We start from the raw sequence: 16,823 nt of genomic DNA on the forward strand, positions 1-16,823 counted from the left end.
AAGATCTCACGAACGAGATTGGCGATGCACCCCACGATGAGGATGTTCTTGAACGTTTTCCTATTGTGGGCACATTAAAGGAAGACTGATCATATCTGCGGACTTTCGGAAATGAAGATGTCGAAGTCGCCATATCTAAAAGGAGAATTTCCAATGATTAATCGAGAACTAATCAACTCAAATGAGGGGAATTTCCCCTTCATTCCCTATCAGATTTTAATCGATCTGAATGCTTCGACCTTTGTCCTTTTTAGTGGCCTCTGCAATTGATTCGACTTCTTTTTTCTCCTTTTCCATCGCCTCTTCAAGTGATCTCAATTCCTTTTTGAGTTCCTCTGGTGTCGGTATCGGACCGAGGATATCGTCCACTCTTCCGACAGCTCTCTCTATGTCCTCAATCCTGCTCGCATCTCGCGGTGGCGTTTGTCTTGCCATACCTAGGTACTCAGATGCGCCCTCAACAAGTCTCGTTAGCTCAAACGGCAGGACGAACTTCGTCGCGGGACCGCTTCCGAGCTCTTTCAATGTATCGAGAGAAAGAACTGTCAACGCTTTTGAATCGAGCGGTGTTGCTCCTAGGGACAGAATCCTAAGCTTCTGGGCCTCTCCCTGGCTTCGCAGAATCGTAGCGAGCCTCTCTCCTTCTGCCTCAAGAATCTTTGCCTGTCTGATACCTTCGGCCTGGAGAATCCTTGCCCGTTTCTCTCCTTCGGCATTGAGGATCGCTGCTTTTTTCTGACCATCTGCTTTTAAAATAGCGGCTCGTCTCAGTCTCTCGGCCGACGTCTGCTCTTCCATCGCCTCTTTGACTTTACCAGCCGGATCGACCTCCCTGATCTCGACTGCCTCGACTTTTACCCCCCATTTGTCCGTTGCTTCATCGAGGACATCTCTCAGGTGGAGATTGATCTTCTCTCTGTTCGAAAGTATCTCGTCGAGCTCCATGTCCCCAATGATCGATCTTAGTGTTGTCTGTGCGAGATAGATCGTCGCCATTCGGTAATTAGTCACCTGGAAGAATGCCTTGGTAGGATCAATGACCTTGATATAAATGATGGCATCGACATTCGTAGGGGAGTTATCCTTTGTAATAACCTCTTGCCTAGGGACATCCAACACTTGTGTTCTCAGATCGATCTTGACAACCTCATTGATTAGCGGGGTTACATAATTGAAGCCTTGGTTGAGAACTCTTACAAACCTGCCCAGCCTCATGTAAATGGCCTGTTCATAAGGCCTCACGATTTTAATACCGCTCGCAAGGATCCCTATTGCTGTAAAAATCGCAAGTAACAAAAGCGATAATATGACCGCACTCATTACATCCATTCTATTTGCCCCCAGTTCCCAAATTTCTCAAAAATCTCCAATCAATTCACCTTCTCTTTTGTCTCATTCATCGACACCTTTTCATTGGCCAATTCCTCAACAAATACATGAACTCCCTCACTATTCTTAACAACGACGCGCGCTCCAACAGGTATGATTTTTGACGCAGTCGCGCTCCAGATATCGTTCTGGATGCGTACTTTTCCTCGAAGATCGTATGGTGTCACCTCACGGACGACAATGCCGGTTGAACCAATTAATGAAGTTGCGACCGTTGTTTCAGGGGGTGCTGGGGGGGCCAGCTTCTGATAGAGCTTGATTGTAACAAGCGTCGTTGGGATGAGAACGATGACGGCCGCAACAGGTGCCCACCAGCTCAGTAGCCATTCCGGGGACACTAAACCGATCCCGCCGAGAACAATTAAGACAGTAGCTGGAACGAGGATAAAAGACCCTGGTGACGCCGCCTCAGCGATTAGCATAATAATGCCAATAACGATGAATGCAAGTGCCAGTATCGTACCTAGAGACATCGTTATTTTAATTGAGGTTGTGGTATTTAGACCTATGTTCCGTAATCTTTTCAAAGCTCAACTCAGACAGCCTTGATCAAGTCTCAGAGTTCATTTCCTGCATTTGTATCTCATTTCAAACGGCGAGGACGGGGCCAGAAGGAGTCTTGATAAATGGAAGATAAATGATTTTTTCATCTTTCACAATAAGAGAATAATCGAGATACTGGAGGACTCCTGGTTTTTCAGCTTCTATCGTCACGACGACAAAATCAGCAAGTTCCTGGGCTTCCTCTTTTGTCAACAGAACAGGCATTCGTGGAACACCGCCGAAATTCATTGTCGTATGATAGTGAGGCGGATTTAGTGTCAGGCGTGTAGAGAGTATTTTGAAGTCTTCTAAACTGACGTCGAAGGCGGGAATGAATACAAAGAGCATCCCAGAATCTCTATCGCCCTTGATCCACTGAGATAGGCGGAAAAAAGAGCCTCGCTCGACATTTTTTGATCTGATGGAGAAGTCGCAATAAAGTCGCCAAAAGGGCATATACATTCTTTCACCTGCAGTACCTGGAGCAAAGTCCGCAATCTCATAATCAATGCTCTCGATGCCATGATTTCTCGTATGCATCATCTTACAGTTATCGCAGAGAAAGATGCGCTCCTTGTTTTTCATGCGGATCGGCGTTCCGCACGACGGACACTTGATCTGCACAATTTTCATCTATACACCCTCTGAAACTTCCGCGTTACCTCTGAAATCTCCTTCAAAATCTCTCCTGGTGAATGTGACCTCTCGCTAAAGTCCCCGACAATGATCTCGGAGCCTCGCCTAAAGAATCGGTAGAAAACATAAAGAATGGCAACGCCTGCTCCGATTGCAGCTAGCGCTATGCCGGGGTCTGCCTGTGATATTAAGATCCCTGCAGCCGCGATCAAACCTCCTATAGATGCACCAGCGGTAACGGCGAGACTTTGAAATATGGGATCTCCTGGTGCTCTGCCAGAAATGATCTTACCAGTCACACCGTCGATCGTACAGACGTACATGCGATCTCGGTACTCGTAGCGAACGACCCAAATCGGATAATACGCGAGAAAAATTCTCCTGGGAAGAACGTGAAGTCGCTCAAAAGTGATTTCTGTCAATCGAGTGCTGTCACGCGCTCGAGAGAAAGCATCATCCTTTGCATGCTGCAGTGCATCATCCCTACTCGTTGTTGATTCGAAAGTTGGTATCATTTCGAAATCTTCAAAACTTGTCTCACCGGATAAGTTTCTCAAATTCCGTATGCCTAAATCTCCTGGATCGCAAGCGATCTCGGTGAAAACATATTCCTTCATGATCATGATTTCCTTTGGAATCCGCTCTTTGCGCATGTTTCCCTTTGAATCGGTATGAATGTGTTCCTCATATCCACAGATCCATCCTGCGACTTTCAGATCAATATTCCAAAAAGGAAGATAGATTGGGTAACACTCGACAACCTTGCCCGATCTCTTGAGATCTCTTGCCTTAAATCCTTCGGACCACCAGCGTTTCGATTCTAGGACAACGGAGTCCTTTGTGATTTTATTTTTAAAGGCTATTGTGTATACACCGCTATCCCCCTCGATAAAGAGCGCTGAATCACAGTAATCACAAATCACAACATTTTCGCCTTCGCTGGCGTTGATCGTTCCGCCACAGGCTGGACAATTGAGGCTAATCGTGATATCCATGTTCACATTCTCCTTGCCACCACTAGTGCCGTAAGAAATACACTGATAAGGGTTACTCCCATCAACATGAGTGCAACCGGAAGATTGAATACCGCAAGAAGCCCCTCAGCGACGAATGCAATAAACCCTACTGTTGCAACAAGCATATAACCCATCGAACTTCGAGCAGGAAAACTCGAGGAGAAGACCTCACCCGATGAGCCATCTATTACTACATCATACTTCTTTCCATCAAAAATGTAATCGATTCTCCATATCGGAAAGAAAACTAGCGCTTGTTCCACACGCTCCCCAGGGAGGCTATTGAGATACGACAACATCTCAATATCTAGATTAACCAATTCTGCCCCTTGCTTATCGAAAGAGGAGTCGAAAATTCTTAGGTCCCCCGCGGGGATTTTCAGGCGATGCAATCCTGGCAATGTCGTGGATGCAGCAGGTTCAACGAAGACTTGTTCTTTGCCATTAACTCTCCTCTTGAACATATAAACGGGGAAGTATGCGTTCTTGACTAATGCGATCTCCGCTTTTTTGTCGAGGTCCTTGGCTCTTGATGGTCCAGCTGCCCACCGTCTAAAAATGCCAATTGCATCATTTTCCCTGACCGCGAAGGGAATAATGTAATAGAACCCAGCGCCAGACTTGTCGATATATATTTCAGTCCTACAAAAAGCACATTTTGTGAACTTCGTCCCAGCGTCGATGAGAACTGCAGCGCCACATTTCGGACACTTGATTGATGCCATCGATGTCCCTTTGTTTTCTAACCAATCACAGTGGCTTTCCGCATTCTGGACAGAATTTCGAAGTTGCAGGAACTTCGGCACCGCAATTTCCGCATTTTTTCATCGAAGAAATGTTAACGCCACACGACGGACAGAACTTGGAACGGGGTGGTACGTCAGCTCCACAATTAGGACACTTTGAGGTTTGAGTCGACGTCAAGGGCGATCCACACTCCGCGCAGAATTTGTTAGTGGCGAGGTTCTGAGTACCACATTTCGGACATCGAATCGCAGCTTGTGGCGGTGCAGCAGGTGGAACCTGCTGCGACTGGCGCATCGAATCAAGCATCGTCCATCCCATACCAATTCCAGCACCTACACCTACTCCGGCTCCCGCCGCGCCGCCAGATGGATTCTGTGCAGCGTCCCGCATCGCCTGTCCGGTCTGATATTGGATATAATTGGCACCGAGCACCTGCATGGAGGATCTCGTATCGACGGCCTTTTGTACTTCTTCTGGAAGCGAAATATAAAGCCCCGATATTTTATCGATGAGAACGCCATAGAGGTCGAAATGATCTTTCGATCTCGAAAGGATGACTTGCTCAATTGTCGTCAGGTTGCTTGCAATATCGGCGACGCCTAACCCCTGGTTTTTCATGTCCCCTAGAACGTCATATACAAGGACGACGACTTGCTCCCTGATTCTCTCCTCAACTTCAGCGCTCGTTGCAAAGTTGAGTGTGCCTATAAATTGATTCACAAAATTCGCGGGAGATGATATCTTGTAACGAAATTCACCAAAAGCTCTCAGATTGACAAGACCGAATTCTTTATCTCTGAACGGGTACGGCTGCTTGCTTCCGAATTTACCATCGAAAACTCTCTTCTGAAGATAAATGACTTCAGCCTGCTGCTGCACGCCTGAAAGAAATTTCACAATCGGTCCGACGATAGGGGCGTTAATGGACGTAAGGGCGTACCTATCAGGGCGATCAATATACGCGAGTACTTTACCATCTCGGAAGAAAACCGCTATTTCATCTTCTCTCACAACAATATTATCGTTAAATCGGATGTTCCTTGGCATCCTGAACATAATGTTGTTTCTCTTGTCAGCATCTTCCCATTTGAATGTCTCAGCGCCAATGATACTCATTGATCACACCTCGGTACCTTCAACAACTCTCAGGCGGCTGCGAAATTGATCTTCAAAATCGGCAGCTTTGCTCTTAATATCCGTGATCATTCTTTCAACCTTCTTCATCTCCACATTCATCGTATCTCTTTTCAAATCATCAATGTCACTAGATATCGATGATTGTAGTTCCAGCATTCTCAAATCGTATTCGTAAAGCGTATTGAGCTCTTCTTCATGAATTGTTATATCTGATACCAGACCTGAATATCCCGTTTCCGCGTAAGAAACCAATCCTTCAAGCTTCTTGAACTGGTTAATAAGGCCCCCGATCGCATCAAGTATCTCAAAGGATTGGTGTTGCGCCAGAAAAGATCTACATTCCTCGAGCTCTTTGCGCTGCTTTGCAAGCTTATCGGCCAGCTGTCCTCTTAACATTCTGTCTGCATCTCTCAGATCTTCTCGAAACCTATAACCCCTAAAACCTGGGATATAGCTTTGAATTCTCTTGAGGAGACCACGGTCTTCCTCAACTCTCCTCCGGATGTCTGTCATCTCTTTTTCTCCTGAATGTTACACAAACTATTGAGGTTGTAGCTTAAATACATTGTTAAAGGCACTTTATAGCGCCTCAAGCGATCCCTGATGTTTCTGATATCACTGTTTGCATCTTGGCTAGGTATTTAATGTAATATCGATGTGATCGATAAAGTGATTCACGTGATGTTCTCAGCAAGGCGGTATGGAATTGATCACCAATTTAGGAAATTGTTATGGTTTTAGGAGATAAGGGGGATTACACTGGAGAGATTAAATAGATTTTAGAGATTAGGTAGGTGTGATGAATCGTGTCGGGAAGCTCCGCCAAGTAGCCTACTATGGATTATGGTTCTTGAAGTCAAAACTGGGATCAAGAAAACCACTCGTCAATACAATGATCATCAATTATGAGTGCAATCTTCGATGTAAACACTGCAGTATAGTTGCTCACGCTGAAGAACTGCCTGGACCAAAATCAATGAGCTATGAACTTGCAGTAAAAGAGATGAAAGAACACTTTGAGAATGGTGCCAGAATACTGTTTTTTGAAGGAGGGGAACCAACATTATGGCGTGATGGCCGTAAAGGACTAAAAGACCTTATCATCGCAGGAAAAGAAATTGGTTATTTTGTCGTCGGCTATACCACCAACGGGACGCGTGAGATTGATGAAACGAGTGACGTGATTTCGGTCAGTCTTGATGGGCCTAAACCGGTTCACGAAGAGATTCGTGGACATGGGACATTTGATTCCCTCATGAAGAATCTGGAAAGAACGAATCATTCGAACATTTTCGCCAACATGGTCGTTACGAAGATGAATATGAATTTTGTGAAAGAAACGGTTGAGGTGGTCTCGGAAAACCACAAGATACGGGGTATCATGATTAATTTTCTCACTCCGCCACCGTACTCCATTGCCCTCGACATTCAGGAGAAGCGGAAGATAGTCGATCTCGCTTTAACGATGAAAAGACAGGGGTACCCAATCCTCAACACTGATAGGGCTTTGAAGGAATTGCTGGAGGAGAATTACTCGCAGAAATGTCCCTATTGGGTATCAGCATTCGTTCTGCCTGATGGTTCCAAGTATTTTGGATGCCCGCTCCAGAACACGAGTTCATGTGAGCAGTGTGGCTTTAACGCCGTGAGGGAGTACCGACTGATCACTGTTGGCAATCTGCAGACCATTACCCAGATGTCACGTAGATTCGCAATATCGAAGCAATGATTATCAACAACTGGAATGAGAAAGAGAGCATGAACGCGAGAGGTGCGGGTCTTACATATCTGAAACGGTCACTTTCATTGAAAAGCGTTCTCGAGATCTTGTATGAAAAGGGGATTGAGAGGAATACCAGTAGGTAGAAAATGCTTGATATTGCAATATTGATCACCGATATCAGATAAATGAGAAACATAATGATGACTACTAACTTCGACGCGTTTCTCAGGCCAAGGCGAACACAGAGGTCCTTCTCTCCTGCCTCGAGATGCGCTTCATACCCTGACATCTCGTCGACCAACCGCATATTCATGACAAGGAGGCCGACTGAAAGTGCGACCAAGAACGCGTCATAGCTAAAGAACCCGGTGGTGACAAAAAAAGAAAAGAAAGAAATCATAAAGAAAGAGAGGAAGACGTCGAACTCACCAAGGCCGCGTGCTCCAAGGTTCATGGGTGGGGCTGTATAAAAGTAACTTAGGAAGAATGCGATGAGGCCGAGAAGGATGACAATAATACCTCCGTGGATGACTATTGGAATTGAGAGAAGGATTGCTAAACCCGCCAGAAGAGCCATGAGTGTTTTGCCCTCTGATTCAGTAACATAACCGAGGTCAAACGCATTTCCAGACCAGTATAACTTACTATTCAATATCTCCTTCGCCCCTCTTTCAAATTCCTTATCTCTTGAGAAAAATCTTGAGGAGTCAGCGCCACTCTTATGATCAAAGTAATCATTTGAGAGGTTGACAAAAAGGGCTAAAACAAAAACATCGAGTACAATGAAAACACCAATTACGACTTGAGGGGTGTGAACCAAAGCGGTGAAGACACCGGTAAGCGATGCAAGGACAAACGGTAGGGTATAGGTGAATCGGAAGACGTTTTTCAGCCATTCCCATTTCGTGATCGAAGATGTTCCTACGGTGTCCATGTCCCCCGCTCCCTTATTCCAATGTTATGCGATATTCCTCTCTCAATTTCGGTGAGGGTTGGGAAGTATCTTGTTACAATAAATAACCGTTTCAACTACTACTGCAACTTGCAATCAAACTATTAGATTTGTCGGAGCATTATGGTTCTTTTTGTTAGAAATACCGACGGATTTATTGAGTTGCAAAAATGAGTCATTAATAAGTCGCGGCACTAATGTCCATCGTGAGCGGCCACTGTGTATCCAAACTAATTCCCAAATAGTGTTGGCGATCATTTTAGCGAAATGATTCTTTAGAGTTTCGTATAATTTCATGATTAGGAGCTTTCTTACAATTTCCATAACGTTTATTCGTAATTCTTCATTCGCGTTATTTCGCATAGAAGTAGATCAGATAGATGGTGGTAAGGCTTGTTCAATGTGACATTAGGTCAATTTTTTCTTTCATCATTTTTCTTGAATGCGCTTAATATTGCGAACAAATCATGTTCTCTTCTTTTTGAAGATTAATATATATTCGTGATCATTTTTCGGAAAATACGCGACGGGATAACCATACACAAGACGACCGCCGGTGCTGTAGTTGAGAATGTAGATATTTATATTAATGAGTTCTAAACCAATTTTCTTTGCAATCTGTATATAATCCGAATGGATTGGACATTTTGCATTTTTTTTGAAGAGATCCTGCGTATTCACTATCGCATACTTTTCAGGTTTCAAAACGCGCATCATCCCTTCAAATGCTCTCTCCATTTCGCTAAGGAATGTCGAATAATCATGAATATTCCCTAACTGACCAGGATGTTCATGATTGTAATTCACCACGTCAAAATATGGAGGAGATGTAACAATGAGATCGATCGATTCATCGGGCATTTCCTCCATGATCTTTCTGCAATCTTCCTCGAGAACTAAATGGGTGGTATCAGGTAATGAATCTGTTTGGGCATCCCTTAGTCGCTCAATCGTAGTCATTACGGAAAAAGGGTTGATATCGATACCGGCACTGTTTCGCCCCAGTTGGAATGCGACAACATTCGTGGTCCCAGAACCACAGAAAGGATCGAGAACTGTTTCCCCAGGATGTGAAAATAATCTGATGTATTTCTCTGGAAGCTCAGGAATAAATCGCGCAGGGTGAGAGTCTTTCCAGACATGTCTTTTGTTTACATTGAGAACAGTTGACCCGAGCTGACTTATTTCTTTACGGCTAAGGCAGTTTAATCGTGTCGGTTTACATGAGCATGTTCGCTTCGTTGGAAGCCAGCTATAATCTTGATCTGTAAGAATTTTCATGGTCGTATCGAATTGATGATCAAAGTGCTGAATTTGATTTTTTCGGTTGTGTTAAAAAATTACGGATTTTTAATATGAAAACCAAACAGATATCAGGAGGCTGACTGAAAACTAATTCTAACTTCCTTCTTTATCTCCCAAAGTGATCTTTCCTTGTCCCTTCATCTCGGAAAATAATTCAAGAAAAACGCAAAGAGACGAGTTTTTTCACCATTCTTTAATTATCCTTTTTCAAAAGATACAAATATTATTACGATATTTTCCGACTCCATACCATTGATATGATAAGACATGACACGGAAAGAGTATGAGGTGAAAGCGTGAGCGCGATCGAAAATGCTAGATCTACGACTGGAACACGAACACGTGTTTCTGATGTGAGCCCATTGAGTGGCATGTGTCCATTGTGCATCGAAGAATGCCAGACTCTTTGCGAGGTTGGGAAGTCTGCTTTTAGGGGAAGAGAAGTTCTCTACCCCAGTCCTGAGTATTTCGGCGTCAGTACAGCGGCATCAAACAAGGATTTCATGCTTGACTGGTCGCATTTTCAGATACTATCGGAGCTTATTGGTGCCTGGGGTATAGATCCTATACCGGACAAGGCATTCTTTGAGAATGCAGATGTTACGACTGCTGTTGCCACGCATTCCAAGAAGCCGATTAGACTTAAGGTACCAGTTACGATTGCTGGTCTTGGGTCAACTGCTGTGGCAAAGAGAAATTGGGACGGTCTTGCAAAGGGTGCCGCACTCTCCGGTACGATACTTGTTATTGGTGAGAACGTATGCGGTATGGATCCCGAAGCAACATACACCAATGGAAAAGTTGCCGACTCACCTGATCTCAGGAGCAGAGTAAAAGCATATAAGGAGCTATGGGACGGTGTACACGGGGAAATAGCAGTACAGACGAATGTTGAAGACCAGAGGGGAGGCGTTGATGACTACGCGCTCTCAAAGCTTGAAGTTAACGTTATTGAAAGAAAATGGGGCCAGGGTGCAAAGTCTATTGGTGGCGAGGTGAGACTCTCATCAATCGAGCGGGCAATTGAACTCAAGAAGAGAGGGTATATTGTTGTTCCTGATCCTGAGGATAAGGCTGTACAAGAGGCGTTCAAATCTGGTGCTTTCAAGACGTTTGAGAGGCATAGCAGAGTGGGATTTCCCGATGCGAGAGCCTTTATTGAAGACGTTGAGAGGCTGAGAGAGAAGGGCGCAAAGTATGTGTTTTTGAAGACTGGAGCCTACAGACCAGAAGTTGTCGCTTTTACAATGAAGGCTGCTTCTGAGGCAAAGATCGATTTGATCACCTTCGATGGTGCTGGGGGAGGTACAGGGATGAGCCCTGTTCCAATGATGAACGAATCGAGTACTCCGACGATCCACTTGGAAGCTCAGGTTCTCAGGTGCGTCCAGATCCTCAAGGAACAAGGTAGATTCATTCCTGATATCGCAATTGCAGGCGGATTTGTTAACGAGACACAGATTTTCAAGTCGATTGCGATGAGCAATCTTGGCGATGGACCCGTCGTAAAGGCAATTGCAATGGCACGAGCCCCGCTCCTCGCTGTTATGAAGTCAAATTACTTCACGCGCCTCGCAGAATTGAAGAAGTTGCCAAAGAATTTTGCTGATGAATATGGAGACAATCCAGAAAACTTTTTCATCGCTGCCCGGGACATCGAGAGGAAGTTCCCTGATCTAAAACTCGGCAAAGATATTCCATGGGGTGCAGTTGGACTTTACACATATTTCGTAGACAGATTGGGTGAGGGACTGAAGCAGTTGATGGCAGGCTCAAGGAAGTTCAAACTCCAGTACTTGAGCAGAGACGATATTGTCTCGTTGACGGAGAAGGCTACGAAGGTCACAGGTATTGAAACGCTTGAAGGAATGGCTGAAAGGGTCATCCCAATGATCCTTGAAAACTGGGAGGATGTTAGCAACAGAGATGTGATCAGAATTAGCCCCCAGATGGTGCGACATTAATAAGACAGAAAAAGATCATTTTATATTAACATTTTTTTATTTTTTCTTATCTCTCTAAATGAAAGGCTTTAAGAAATCTATGTTAATCTCAGTGGAGAGGGAATTATTTTATCATTAAGTGCGCGAACAGTTGGTTGATCGAAAAAATTATTACTCCAAATTCTGATTTCGAGCTACAGTGTCTGCCTTCGTTAAACAGCAGAAAAATGCAACAACAGAGTTTTTAGTGGAATTTTTCGAGAAATCAGCTACTATCCCGTTTTTTAATCAAGACGCTAGTGTTTCGGAGAGGTTTTTGTGAGGTAGTTTGCGCGTAATAGGGAGTGATCTTCCGTGGATGTGTATGAAGCGATAAAGACAAGACGAAGCATAAGGAAGTACAAAGGTGACATTGTTCCAGAGAATGTTCTCAAAAGAATCCTTAATGCAGCAAGGCTGGCACCGACAACCGAGAATTTTCAGCCATGGAGAATTGTTGTTGTAAGCGACGAGGATATAAAAAGAAAATTGGTGTCTGCCTGTAACAATCAAAAATTCATTGCGGAAGCACCGCTTGTCCTCGTTGCATGCGGTCTTCCAGATGAAGCTTATCCGATGCTTGGTGGATACATGAACAGTTATCCAGTTGATGTGGCAATTGCAATGACTCATCTCACCCTGGCTGCGACGGCAGAAGGTCTGGGAACTTGTTGGATCGGGTCATTCAAGGAAGAAAAGGTAGCAGAAGCGATCGGCGCACCTCCAGAAGCTAAAGTAGTCGCAATAACCCCACTGGGATACCCTGCTGAAGATGGTGAAAAAACTGAAAGGAAGAATTTAGACGAACTCGTATCATATAACAAATACTGATCAGACCTACTATGAAATGAACTTGTGGTCTGCTTCCAAGGGATTTAGGCGAATAATCTTCAGGTTTTAATTTAGCCGAAATAGTTCGGGGAATTTATAATAAATGACTTTATCGATTTAAACGATAGTTAATTGAGGAGAAATGACAACCACTTCTGGCAAGAATTCTTGCGAAATCAAAGTCGATAAGACACTCGACTGTATGGGCCTCTACTGTCCAGTTCCTATTCTTAAGACAAGAGAAGAAATCGAAGGCCTAGCAAGCGGGCAGATTCTGGAGATTCTAGCAGATGATCCAGCGATAGAGGAAGACATTTCAAGATGGAGTAAGAGGACAGGCAATGAGGTTGTATGTATTGAGAAGAAAGAGAACGGTTTAAGAATTCTTGTCAAGAAAAAATAGAAGGAGTTGGTCCAAATGGTTACAAAAAAGAAGATATTGTATGTGCAGACATCGGGAATAGATCGACCCGAGAGGCTCTATGCGCCATTTATTTTGGCTACGACAGCAACCGCGATGGACATTGATGCAACGGTATATTTCTTGATCAAGGGCGTAGAGGGTGTGAAAAAAGGAGAGGCTGAGAAAATCAAGATTGGAGACTTTCCCTCATTAAAAGAAGTCATGGATCAGGCCCATAAGAGTGGTGTAAAAATGTTCGTCTGTGATCAGAGTACACAGCTCCTAGGTTTATCAAGAGGAGATTTCGTTGAATATGCTACGGTCGTTGGCGCAGCTACATTGAATGACCTTTTGTTGGATGCTGATGCTGTTATCTCATTCTGAGAGGGTTTTGCTTTGAATATGGTCTATATGGATTATGCCAGTTCGTCACCCGTAGATCCCCGCGTCATTGAAACAATGATCCCCTACTTTTCCGAGAAACACGGCAACCCCTCATCCGTTCACCAGGTCGGTAGAGAATCATTTGAGGCGCTCGAGGATTCAAGGAAGAAAATCGCGAGTTTGGTTAATGCGGAACGAGCAGATGAAATCGTATTCACATCCGGTGCGACAGAATCAATAAACCTCGCAATCAAAGGAATTGCATTTCGCCAAGCCAACAGAGGGAAACATATTATAACGAGCGCAGCAGAGCATATATCGACGATAAATATTTTGAAATTTCTGTCCACGAAGGGATTCAAGATCACGTTTTTGCCCGTCGACGAATTTGGGTTTGTCGATCCTGTTGCTGTTAACGACGCAATTACCAAAGAAACAGTACTCATTTCGATTGGTTACGCCAATGGTGAGGTGGGATCCATTCAGAATATCGGCGAAATCGGCAAAATCGCAAGAGACCACGGGGCTAGTTTTCATGTTGACGCAGTAGCGGCTATCGGTAAGTTAAACATAGATGTGCGCAAGGAATTCATCGATTTATTATCATTTTCCTCTAATGATATTTATGGCCCGAAGGGAGTAGGAGCTCTCTATATCAGGAAGGGGACGAAGATTGAGCCCGCGATCCATGGGGGTGGTCAGGAACGAGGGTTGAGATCTGGAACTGAAAATCTCCCCGGCATCGTTGGATTTGGGAAAGCAGCGGAGATTGCGATGAGAGAAATGGAGGCAGAGACGGAACGGTTGACGCGCCTCAGGGATAAATTAATTGAGGGGATCCTTGAGAAAACCGAAAAGGCTTGGCTCAATGGACATCCATCAAAAAGAATTTCCAGCAATGCAAATTTCAGGTTCAAATATATCGAGGGTGAATCTCTTGTGTTGCGTCTCAGTGATTTCGGAATTGCGGCTGCAACGAGCTCTGCTTGCACCTCGAAGACCCTTGAACCCTCTCATGTTCTGCTCGCAATGGGTGTTCCAGCGGCAGACGCTCAGGGAAGTCTGCTGTTGACAATGGGCCGATGGACAAGGGCTGAAGAAGTGGAATATGTCATAGAGAACGTACCAGCGGCTGTTGATTTTCTAAGAAAATTGTCTCCGCTGGTTCCACAGCAGGAGGTATGAATGTGTATAGTCGGAAGTGTATGGAGCACTTCAGAAATCCAAGAAACGTTGGAACGATTGAAAACCCAGACGGGGTTGGTCGCGTTGGAAATCCAGTATGTGGAGATTTGATGGAAATTCAGATAAAGGTCGAAAATGATACTATTTCCGACATAAAATTCAGAACATTTGGCTGCGGAGCTGCTATTGCTACGAGCAGCATGATCACAGAATTGGCCAAGGGAAAAACACTGGAGGAAGCACTTAAGATCACAAGAGGAGATGTCGCTGACGCACTTGAGGGGCTTCCACCGATAAAAATGCACTGTTCGAATTTGGCGGCCGATGCATTGCACGCCGCAATCATGGACTATTACAAGAGAACTGGGAAGAAGCTCGAAAAGGATGATGTGCAAAGAGTAGAAGGATTTCATGATGGAGAAGAATCAACCGAGATTTAATCGCTTGGCAGGTTCGAACAGTTCATATCTAAGACGTCATGCAACCAACCCCGTAGATTGGTATCCATGGAGTGATGAAGCTTTCGAGAGAGCCCGGGCTGAAAACAAACCAATTTTTCTCTCTATAGGATATAATTCTTGTCATTGGTGTCATGTAATGGAAAAGGAGTCATTCGAAGACATCGAGGTCGCTCAATTAATGAATGACTCTTTTATCTGCGTGAAGGTTGATAGGGAGGAGCGACCTGATATTGATAACATCTACATGAGCGCCTGTCAATTGATGGGAGGAGGTGGTGGTTGGCCTCTCACCATTGTAATGACTCCAGACCTCAAGCCGTTCTTTGCTGCAACATATATTCCAAAGGAAAGTGCATATGGACGAATTGGCTTAAAGGACTTGATCCATGCGCTTAACCGGATCTGGAAAACAGAAAGAAATAAGGTCGAGGCGGTCGGTCAAATGCTTGTGGATATGCTGGAAACTGTTTCAAAAGGGGGACCCCCATTGGATCTTTCTGAAGAAATACTTCACGAGGCTTTTGGATCGCTTCAGACCTCATTTGACGATGAGTATGGAGGATTTGGGACAGCGCCAAAGTTTCCCACACCCTGCAAATTGATATTCCTCATGCGCTACCACGCAAGAACAGGAGAAAAAGAAGCATTGGAAATGGTGCTTAAGACGCTCAAGAACATGAGATATGGTGGATTGTACGATCATCTTGGTTTTGGATTTCATAGGTATTCAACAAATAGAAGATGGCGAATCCCTCACTTCGAAAAGATGTTGTATGATCAGGCATTACTTGCACTTGCCTATTTGGAAGCGTTTCTTATAACGGGAGAAAATGAATTTGAAAAAACCGTTAAAGAAGTCTTTGATTATGTGATTAGAAATCTACGTTCGCCGAATGGCGCATTTTTTTCATCGGAGGATGCTGATGTCGACGGAATCGAGGGAGGATTCTATCTATGGAGGTTGGAAGAGGTAGAACAGGTGCTTAACGAAGAGGAATTCACCGTCGCCAAACGAGTTTTCGATATTTCGAACGAAGGTAATTTTGTTCTGCATGATGGCAAGATGATTAGTGGTGCAAATATCCTTTATATGATCGAGTCCTTTGACAAAGCGGCAATTTCTTTGAATATGACACCCGAAAAATTTTGTGAGATTTTCGAGAACTCACGGGACAAACTTTTTAATGCGCGAGGCAAAAGAAAAAGACCAGAGAAGGATGAGAAAATTCTCGCCGATTGGAACGCCCTAATGATCGTCGCGCTAGCTAAGGCCGCATCAGTCTTTGATGATAAGGAGATAGGGGCTGCAGCAAGGGAAGCTGCTGACTTCATCATAAAGGAAATGATTGATGACGATGGAACACTTCATCACTCATATGCCAATGGCCAGTTATCAGACGTGTGCTTCCTCGATGATTACGCATTCTTTATTTGGGCTCTTCTTGAATTGTATGAGCTCACTTTTGAACCACGATTTTTGAAATTGGCGAATGATCTCACAATCAAAATGAAAGATCTCTTCTGGGACGAAGAAATTGGCGGATTTTTCACGACTGCAGCTCATGCGCCAAACATCATTGTAAGACAGAAGGAAGGGTATGATGGATCGATTCCATCTGGCAACTCCGTCGCATCTTCAGTCCTTGTGAGGCTCGGACATTTATTGGACAATGAAATGTATATGGAACTTGCGAGACGCACTATCTCAGCGTTTTCGCCACAAGTCCTGTCTGCGCCCGACGGCTTTCCTATGATGCTTACTGCCCTGGAATTACTCTTAGGACCGCGTTTTAGAGTCATGGTCGTCAAATCTGAAAATGATGTAATCCAGTCTGAAAAAATCATTAGTGTACTCAGGAGGAAATACCCGCCGAACATTGATATCCTTTACTGTGATTTGCAATCACCATTCTTCACTGAGTTATCGGAGATCGCTCCAGCAGTAAGAGATGCGATTATGCTTGATCGCAAAACAAAAGTATATGTCTGCTCAGAAGAGTCTTGCTTCGAACCAACAACAGACCTAAATGCGGTCATAGATCTCGTTGGAGGAAGGAAAGCTGTCAATATCTGAAATAATGATTGCTTGATCTATTCATGAATTATTCTTCGGCCAACAATTTTTCGGT

General features: G+C 44.3%; 17 protein-coding genes. 8 read left to right on the plus strand and 9 right to left on the minus strand.

The annotated features are described in order from the left end of the window. Window positions 1-216: 216 nt before the first annotated feature. The 7 genes from QHH00_04460 to QHH00_04490 form a co-directional block, all read right to left on the minus strand. Window positions 217-1,329 carry an SPFH domain-containing protein gene (locus QHH00_04460; protein ID MDH7508635.1) on the minus strand — a complete coding sequence of 371 codons (1,113 nt, stop codon included), beginning with the start codon at window positions 1,327-1,329 and terminating at the stop codon, window positions 217-219. 41 nt (window positions 1,330-1,370) lie between these two features. Beyond that, a complete protein-coding gene (locus QHH00_04465) occupies window positions 1,371-1,862 on the minus strand; it encodes an NfeD family protein (protein ID MDH7508636.1) in 492 nt (163 codons plus the stop codon). Between the two features lie 115 nt (window positions 1,863-1,977). After that, complete coding sequence (locus QHH00_04470) at window positions 1,978-2,565, minus strand: hypothetical protein (GenBank protein ID MDH7508637.1); 588 nt, start codon at window positions 2,563-2,565, stop codon at window positions 1,978-1,980. After that, complete coding sequence (locus QHH00_04475) at window positions 2,562-3,563, minus strand: hypothetical protein (GenBank protein MDH7508638.1); 1,002 nt, start codon at window positions 3,561-3,563, stop codon at window positions 2,562-2,564. Before QHH00_04475 ends, QHH00_04470 begins: the two co-directional genes overlap by 4 nt. A gap of 2 nt (window positions 3,564-3,565) precedes the next feature. Continuing rightward, window positions 3,566-4,309: a zinc ribbon domain-containing protein gene (locus QHH00_04480; protein MDH7508639.1), complete on the minus strand. Its 744-nt coding sequence runs from the start codon at window positions 4,307-4,309 to the stop codon at window positions 3,566-3,568. A gap of 25 nt (window positions 4,310-4,334) precedes the next feature. After that, entirely contained in the window at window positions 4,335-5,447 is a 1,113-nt protein-coding gene (locus QHH00_04485; protein MDH7508640.1) for an SPFH domain-containing protein, read from the minus strand. 3 nt (window positions 5,448-5,450) lie between these two features. After that, window positions 5,451-5,981 (minus strand): hypothetical protein, encoded by a 531-nt coding sequence (locus QHH00_04490; GenBank protein ID MDH7508641.1) that lies wholly within the window; start codon window positions 5,979-5,981, stop codon window positions 5,451-5,453. Between the two features lie 286 nt (window positions 5,982-6,267). Between QHH00_04490 and QHH00_04495 the strand changes: the two genes are divergently transcribed. Continuing rightward, complete coding sequence (locus tag QHH00_04495; protein MDH7508642.1) at window positions 6,268-7,197, plus strand: radical SAM protein; 930 nt, start codon at window positions 6,268-6,270, stop codon at window positions 7,195-7,197. Here QHH00_04495 and QHH00_04500 read toward each other — a convergent pair. Both QHH00_04500 and QHH00_04505 read right to left on the minus strand, forming a co-directional pair. Further along, entirely contained in the window at window positions 7,157-8,125 is a 969-nt protein-coding gene (locus QHH00_04500) for a prenyltransferase (protein ID MDH7508643.1), read from the minus strand. The genes QHH00_04495 and QHH00_04500 overlap by 41 nt on opposite strands. Before the next feature lie 483 nt (window positions 8,126-8,608). After that, complete coding sequence (locus QHH00_04505; protein ID MDH7508644.1) at window positions 8,609-9,424, minus strand: DNA methyltransferase; 816 nt, start codon at window positions 9,422-9,424, stop codon at window positions 8,609-8,611. A 320-nt stretch (window positions 9,425-9,744) separates the two neighbouring features. Here QHH00_04505 and QHH00_04510 point away from each other — a divergent pair, with 320 nt between their 5' ends. The 7 genes from QHH00_04510 (at window position 9,745) to QHH00_04540 (ending at window position 16,768) form a co-directional block, all read left to right on the plus strand. Further along, entirely contained in the window at window positions 9,745-11,412 is a 1,668-nt protein-coding gene (locus tag QHH00_04510; protein ID MDH7508645.1) for a glutamate synthase-related protein, read from the plus strand. Between the two features lie 333 nt (window positions 11,413-11,745). After that, window positions 11,746-12,261: a nitroreductase family protein gene (locus QHH00_04515; protein ID MDH7508646.1), complete on the plus strand. Its 516-nt coding sequence runs from the start codon at window positions 11,746-11,748 to the stop codon at window positions 12,259-12,261. Window positions 12,262-12,403: 142 nt separating this feature from the next. Beyond that, on the plus strand, window positions 12,404-12,664 hold the full coding sequence (locus tag QHH00_04520) for a sulfurtransferase TusA family protein (GenBank protein ID MDH7508647.1): 261 nt from the start codon (window positions 12,404-12,406) through the stop codon (window positions 12,662-12,664). A 15-nt stretch (window positions 12,665-12,679) separates the two neighbouring features. After that, window positions 12,680-13,048, plus strand: coding sequence for a DsrE family protein (locus QHH00_04525; GenBank protein ID MDH7508648.1), 369 nt, complete (start codon window positions 12,680-12,682; stop codon window positions 13,046-13,048). 18 nt (window positions 13,049-13,066) lie between these two features. After that, on the plus strand, window positions 13,067-14,233 hold the full coding sequence (locus QHH00_04530; protein MDH7508649.1) for a cysteine desulfurase family protein: 1,167 nt from the start codon (window positions 13,067-13,069) through the stop codon (window positions 14,231-14,233). Continuing rightward, window positions 14,230-14,673, plus strand: coding sequence for a Fe-S cluster assembly scaffold protein NifU (nifU, locus tag QHH00_04535; GenBank protein MDH7508650.1), 444 nt, complete (start codon window positions 14,230-14,232; stop codon window positions 14,671-14,673). Before QHH00_04530 ends, nifU begins: the two co-directional genes overlap by 4 nt. Further along, complete coding sequence (locus QHH00_04540) at window positions 14,648-16,768, plus strand: thioredoxin domain-containing protein (GenBank protein ID MDH7508651.1); 2,121 nt, start codon at window positions 14,648-14,650, stop codon at window positions 16,766-16,768. Before nifU ends, QHH00_04540 begins: the two co-directional genes overlap by 26 nt. The last annotated feature ends 55 nt before the right edge of the window (window positions 16,769-16,823 follow it).

The sequence above is a fragment of the Methanomassiliicoccales archaeon genome, from assembly GCA_029907465.1.
Lineage (GTDB): Archaea > Thermoplasmatota > Thermoplasmata > Methanomassiliicoccales > JACIVX01 > JACIVX01.

Coding starts and splice junctions, on each gene's coding strand:
- QHH00_04460 (MDH7508635.1), bottom strand. CDS start 1,329: ATGGATGTAATGAGTGCGGTCATATTATCGCTTTTGTTACTTGCGATT.
- QHH00_04465 (MDH7508636.1), bottom strand. CDS start 1,862: ATGTCTCTAGGTACGATACTGGCACTTGCATTCATCGTTATTGGCATT.
- QHH00_04470 (MDH7508637.1), bottom strand. CDS start 2,565: ATGAAAATTGTGCAGATCAAGTGTCCGTCGTGCGGAACGCCGATCCGC.
- QHH00_04475 (MDH7508638.1), bottom strand. CDS start 3,563: ATGGATATCACGATTAGCCTCAATTGTCCAGCCTGTGGCGGAACGATC.
- QHH00_04480 (MDH7508639.1), bottom strand. CDS start 4,309: ATGGCATCAATCAAGTGTCCGAAATGTGGCGCTGCAGTTCTCATCGAC.
- QHH00_04485 (MDH7508640.1), bottom strand. CDS start 5,447: ATGAGTATCATTGGCGCTGAGACATTCAAATGGGAAGATGCTGACAAG.
- QHH00_04490 (MDH7508641.1), bottom strand. CDS start 5,981: ATGACAGACATCCGGAGGAGAGTTGAGGAAGACCGTGGTCTCCTCAAG.
- QHH00_04495 (MDH7508642.1), top strand. CDS start 6,268: ATGAATCGTGTCGGGAAGCTCCGCCAAGTAGCCTACTATGGATTATGG.
- QHH00_04500 (MDH7508643.1), bottom strand. CDS start 8,125: ATGGACACCGTAGGAACATCTTCGATCACGAAATGGGAATGGCTGAAA.
- QHH00_04505 (MDH7508644.1), bottom strand. CDS start 9,424: ATGAAAATTCTTACAGATCAAGATTATAGCTGGCTTCCAACGAAGCGA.
- QHH00_04520 (MDH7508647.1), top strand. CDS start 12,404: ATGACAACCACTTCTGGCAAGAATTCTTGCGAAATCAAAGTCGATAAG.
- QHH00_04525 (MDH7508648.1), top strand. CDS start 12,680: ATGGTTACAAAAAAGAAGATATTGTATGTGCAGACATCGGGAATAGAT.
- QHH00_04530 (MDH7508649.1), top strand. CDS start 13,067: ATGGTCTATATGGATTATGCCAGTTCGTCACCCGTAGATCCCCGCGTC.
- nifU (MDH7508650.1), top strand. CDS start 14,230: ATGAATGTGTATAGTCGGAAGTGTATGGAGCACTTCAGAAATCCAAGA.
- QHH00_04540 (MDH7508651.1), top strand. CDS start 14,648: ATGGAGAAGAATCAACCGAGATTTAATCGCTTGGCAGGTTCGAACAGT.